The sequence below is a fragment of the Auritidibacter sp. NML100628 genome, from assembly GCF_003185985.1.
Taxonomy (GTDB): Bacteria; Actinomycetota; Actinomycetes; order Actinomycetales; family Micrococcaceae; genus Auritidibacter; species Auritidibacter ignavus.
This window is the reverse complement of the sequence record NZ_QHLP01000028.1, coordinates 1-5,455: the sequence shown is the minus strand read 5'-3', so window position 1 is coordinate 5,455 and position 5,455 is coordinate 1. Positions and strand designations below refer to the sequence as shown.

Below are 5,455 nucleotides of genomic sequence, written 5' to 3'. Positions count from 1 at the left end.
CCAATGGTCACGGCGCTACAATGACTTCCATCCGCACTCATCACTGGGCTACCTCAGCCCGCGGCAGTATGCGGAACAATGGAGACAAGAAAACACGGTCAACGCTTAAACCAAGTGGACCTAATTCTTAGGCCACCCCACGATCTTCCACGAGACGGACCACACGGTCCTAGGCATCCTAGTCAAATTTTCTTGGCATATTCCAGACTTTCCCATCTACTCAAACGGAACAAAACCTGGGACAATTCAAAGATGGCGGTTCAAACCGCTGTCCAATCCAGCGGTGGAGCGTCCAACGGCCTGGGTAACCAACTCGCGGACGGTTTTGTGGCAGATTGAGTCTTGTCGAATACTTCTAGCGCCTTAAGTCGCTGCGTATTCGTGTATCGAATCTTAGACATGCGGAAAATACTCCAAGATTTCGTCCGCATCCCCTTTTTGACCCTCAACCCCCATTTTCTCACCCTCTGCTAAGAACATGAATCTATAGTAAAATAGTGACAGCGCCTTGATTACAGCGGATGTCGAAACCATCTCACAGGGAACTAACACCATTCCGCCGTGAGGCCAACGTGAAAACTTTACATCCAAAAGCCAATCCCCCTATCCAAGCAAGATAGCAAACCGCTAGAAGCGCTCAAAGCACCACCAATGCTCGCTTTTATCCCATGCACATCACACCACATTCACTTGGAAAGGATCTACAGTGGCTCTGTTCGAAAAACCTATCGTTCTTGCGCCTATGGCAGGAGGGCCGTCAACTCCTGAGCTATGCGCAGCAGTAACCAATGCGGGCGGGTTAGGCTTTCTCGCCGGCGGCTACCTCACTCCAGAAAAGCTTGAAGAACAAGTAGGCATTGTTGAGTCTTTAACCACTCAGCCGTTCGGGATCAACCTATTCTACCCTTCCCATCCCAATTCTGACCAGCACGCCGAATACTCTAAGTATCATCAGGCACTGACTAAAAAGTGCGTAAGTTACTCCGATTTTCCTTCACGCCCTAAGTGGTCAGATGATCGTTACGATCGAAAGCTCGATATTGCGCTGAAGTCCAACGCTAAGTTCATTTCCTTAACTTTCGGATACCCTGACGCAAATACGCTAAAAACGATTCGTCGAGCAGGCAAGAAAGTAGTTCTCAATGCCACAACTCCACGAGAAATCGATCACATCATCCAGCTCGACTGCGATATTCTGTCTCTTCAAGGAAAGGCTGCTGGCGGTCACCGGGCAACAGTCCTAGACAATAACATAGAGGGATCTTCCTACGATGCAAAAACTCTCCTGCACCATGCAGTAGCGAAGACAGAAAAACCTGTATTTGCCGGCGGGGGCGTAGGTACAGCAGAAGATACACTAGACCTACTCAGATCCGGCGCAACCGCAGTAATCGTAGGGACTCGTTTCCTCACTGCACAGGAAGCAGGCACAAAAGACACACACCGGCATGCACTTCTGGAGCTAACTAACCGAAAAACTGTTATTACCCATGCCTTCTCCGGGAAACCGGCTCGAGCAATTTCCAATACATTCACCAAAACATTCACACCACAGGCGCCCTACATCTACCCCGAAATCCACTACTTAACTGCGGGAATGAGAGCTGAGGCCAATAACGCAAAGGATCCCGAATATCTTAACCTTTGGGCAGGCGAAGGATTCGCTAATTGCCGAGAAGCAAATGCCAAACAAATCATTGACGAACTCTTACCATACTCACAAGCGCAAGAATCGTCCAAAGTAAGTTTTTCACATACAGACGTAGCTGTAATCGGTGGTGGACCACGAGGAATGGCCATCATTGAAAGACTCATTTCAGGCATCAAGGACAAAAACTCAAACAAGTCAATCCATATTGTCTGGTATGACGATAACGGCTTTGGATCGGGTAAAGTTTGGAGCCCCTATCAGTGTCAATTGCTGCTCATGAATACTGTTACAGCACAATTGTCAGCTTTTCCCGACGAATCTGCGGGACTTTCCGGCCAACATGCCACTGGACCCACATTTTATGACTGGCTTAAATCAAACGATGCTCGAGAATTCTTATCTTCCGACCCCGTACTGCTAGCAGAAGCAAGCTCCGCCACCGAGGATACTTATAGTTCTCGCGCTCTCTATGGTGCTTATCTTCAATGGTCAGTGAATCAACTACTTAAGGACTCAAGGGAATATTCCCCAATCGAACTGGTCGCTAGGCGAGCAGTATCCTTTGAAAAGAGGGAGGATTCACTTCTCATACACGACGGTCTCGGAGGGTGTGTAGAAGCTAAATCTGTAGTGCTGTCTCTAGGCCACACTTCGCAGAATCTCTCCGGAAAGGAAGAGAGTCTTTCTAAAAAAGCTAAGGAATCGACAGTAACTTATCTTCCCAGCGGGGACGCATCTATCCAAAAAGCTGCAAAGCTCCCCACAAGAGAATCAATCATCCTCCGAGGCATGGGCCTCACCTTCTTCGACTATATGATCCTCCTAACGGAAGGAAGAGGTGGGCAATTTAGAGAAAATGCACACGGAAAGCACTACATACCTTCCGGGAAAGAACCACATATCATCGCATGTTCTCGAAAGGGAGCACCCCACCACGCCCGTGGAAAAAACCAAAAACGTCCTGACGAACGATGGGTTCCACGAATCCTAACCGAAGATTACGCTGCTACTCTTTCGAACGCTATATTCTCTGTAGACGTCTGGCCCCGAATCGCTCAGGAAGTTGAACTAGCTTTCACAATTTCGCTCCTCGAAGCAAACAACGCCGATTACGATGAAGAGTCTCTTGTTAGCCTTGCAAAGCAAGGAGGCCACAGTCTAGTTGAATGGCGACACAACCAAGGATATACAGAGACCTTGGATTGGGGTGAGCTTTTTCAGGCAAAGTGGACCAACTCCCCTGGAGAGAAGCTCCGCGACTACCAGGACACAGTCGCTTCGAAGATTGAAAATGACATCGCCGAGGCAGAAAAGGGAAATAAATCCGGGCCACTCAAAGCTGCACTAGACGTACTTAGAGACATTAGAAACGAGGTTCGCGAATGCGTTCAATACGGGCGTATAACGGGAGAGTCCTTCAAGGAAGAACTCCTAGCTAGGTATAGCCCTACTAACGCTTTCCTTTCTATTGGCCCCCCGATCCAAAGACTGGAACAAATGCAAGCTCTAATCAAAGCGGGTATCTTAACTGTGCTCCCTGCTGATCCAATCATCTCCCTAGATGAGTCAAACGGAAAAGTTGACTATTTCAATCCATCGATGCCACAAGAGAAAGGAGAAGCAACGGCTCTAGTGGAAGCAAGATTACCAACATCATCTATTCAAAATACAGCAGATCCGCTCATCGTTTCAGCTGCATCACTTGGCCTTATCAGGCCGCACTATTTTAAAAATACCCCCTGTGTATCCGGGGCAATTGATGTGGATCCACACAGTTTCAGGGTGCAGTCTGAAAGCGAACAAAGCGTTTCTCTCTATGCATACGGGATTCCCCTCGAGGGCCTACAGTGGGGAACCGCTGCCACTATACGTCCGTTTGTAAACTCTGTAATTATTCACGATGCAGACGCAATCGCTTCAAGCATTCAGGAGGACCTTCATGAGCGAAAGAAACAATAACGCCGATCAAATCCGTCGACAGGTTCTAGGCGACAACTACGTCAACAATACGCTCAACGGTTGGGAACCCGCACGGCCCGTTCTGGAACTTTTGGAAAATACTCCCTGGGGTTTTCTTTGGCCGCGCGAACAATTGTCTTTGCAATCTCGCAGTCTAATCACAGTAGCTATTCTGGCAGCCCTTGACCGGCATCAAGAGCTAGAAACGCATATTCGCGGAGCTAGAAGAAATGGGTGTAGCTTCGAAGAGATTATCGAAGCGATCCTTCATTCTGGTGTTTATTCAGGAATGCCTACAGCAGTGGAGGGAGCTAGAATTGCCCAACGCATCGCTACGGAAGAGCAATAAGTAACCGGATTCAGATAGATGAGAGCAACGTATTCAAGCATTCAAGGCGCACTTGGACTTGCAGTGGCAATGGGGATCGGCAGGTTCTTCTATACGCCACTGCTTCCCCTCATGATGGCAGCTTTACACTGGTCAAGTTCCATCTCGTCCTGGATTGCAGTATCAAATTATCTCGGCTATCTGCTCGGTTCTTTGACCCTTTCTAAAAACTGGCTATCTAAAACGAGAACCCTTTATCGCAGTTCCTTAATATTTTCAACTCTACTGCTTGCTGCAATGGCGTTGACAGATAGTCCAGGAATGCATGCTTTACTACGGTTCTTAGCCGGCATAGTGTCTGCATTCATTTTTGTATGCATCACCCAGTTTGTTACCCAGAGTGTGCAGTCCCCCTCTCTAGTTGGCTTTGTTTATGGTGGTGTTGGCTTAGGCATTACCGTTTCTGGACTAACGGTGTGGTCACTAGGTCAAACCTTGGCATGGACACACTTGTGGGGTATCGCTACCCTAATCAGTGCGTTATTTAGCATCGTCGCCTGGACTTGGCCCATTGGCTCTGAAGAGAAGACTAAGGATCGCAAGGTACTGGCCAGTTCTACGGAACGATCCACTCCAGAACTTCATCGAGCTTTTCGATTACTGAATGTGGGATATTTTTTTCAAGGCTTCGGATACATTATTATTGGCACATTTCTCGTTGTGCTGGCCGGCCCTGTTTTCGGCTCATCAGCAGCTGCCATCACATGGGCCGTAGCTGGCGTCGCAGCAATCCCCTCTCCCTATTTCTGGTCAGCGCTTGCAGAGCGTTTTGGCCGACGTCGTGCATTACTTGGCTGTTATACACTCCAAGTAGCTGGAGCAATTGCCGCCACTTTTGGCAATTCGACTGTTTTACTGATGGTTGCTGCCATTCTTTTTGGTGCTACTTTCATGGGGATTACGATGCTTACTATTTCAACGGGACTCGCTTATAGAATAAACGGAGGAGCTGCCCGTTTAACGACTTGGTATAGCCTAGGACAAGTTGTCGGCCCGGCGGTCATTGGAGTGCTGTTATCAAACTCAATCCGCATATCATTTATCATTGCAACCATTGCTATCATCATCGGTATGGCAACAATTAAGGTTTCAAGGTTATAATTCATATTCGACATCTCGGGCGCAGCGCAGATATCATCACACCTTCCAAGGAACAAAATATATACGAAACCTTCTATTCATTATAGAAGACACATATCACCCCCGAATGAAGTCACAAACAAAGCTAATACTAACTCGACTAATCTACCTTCTTCTTTAGAAGACTATTTTCCTCTTTTAGTTCAGAAATTTCGTTACGCAGCCCAGCTAGGACCTGACCCCTGTTTGGTGGCTCTTCACAATCGAGGGTGTAGACGGGGCTTGAATCCTCCGCTCTCGAGCAAGGACCTGGCGATGTAGTTGGTGAGATTCCGGAAGCCCAGGGCGGATCCGCGCAGGTGTTCGAGTCGTCCGTT

4 protein-coding genes are annotated in these 5,455 nt (G+C 48.1%); all 4 read left to right on the top strand.

What is annotated here, in order from left to right:
• Positions 1–109: integrase core domain-containing protein (locus tag DCC24_RS12705; RefSeq protein WP_369860340.1), on the top strand; the 109-nt coding region annotated here is incomplete at its 5' end.
• A 597-nt stretch (positions 110–706) separates the two neighbouring features.
• Entirely contained in the window at positions 707–3,610 is a 2,904-nt protein-coding gene (locus DCC24_RS11790) for an FAD/NAD(P)-binding protein (protein ID WP_110100095.1), read from the top strand.
• Positions 3,591–3,959, top strand: a complete 369-nt coding sequence (locus DCC24_RS11785; RefSeq protein ID WP_110100094.1) for a carboxymuconolactone decarboxylase family protein — start codon at positions 3,591–3,593, stop codon at positions 3,957–3,959. The genes DCC24_RS11790 and DCC24_RS11785 overlap by 20 nt, the downstream gene beginning before the upstream one ends.
• An 18-nt stretch (positions 3,960–3,977) precedes the next feature.
• Positions 3,978–5,099, top strand: coding sequence for a YbfB/YjiJ family MFS transporter (locus DCC24_RS11780; protein ID WP_110100093.1), 1,122 nt, complete (start codon positions 3,978–3,980; stop codon positions 5,097–5,099).
• Positions 5,100–5,455: the final 356 nt, after the last annotated feature.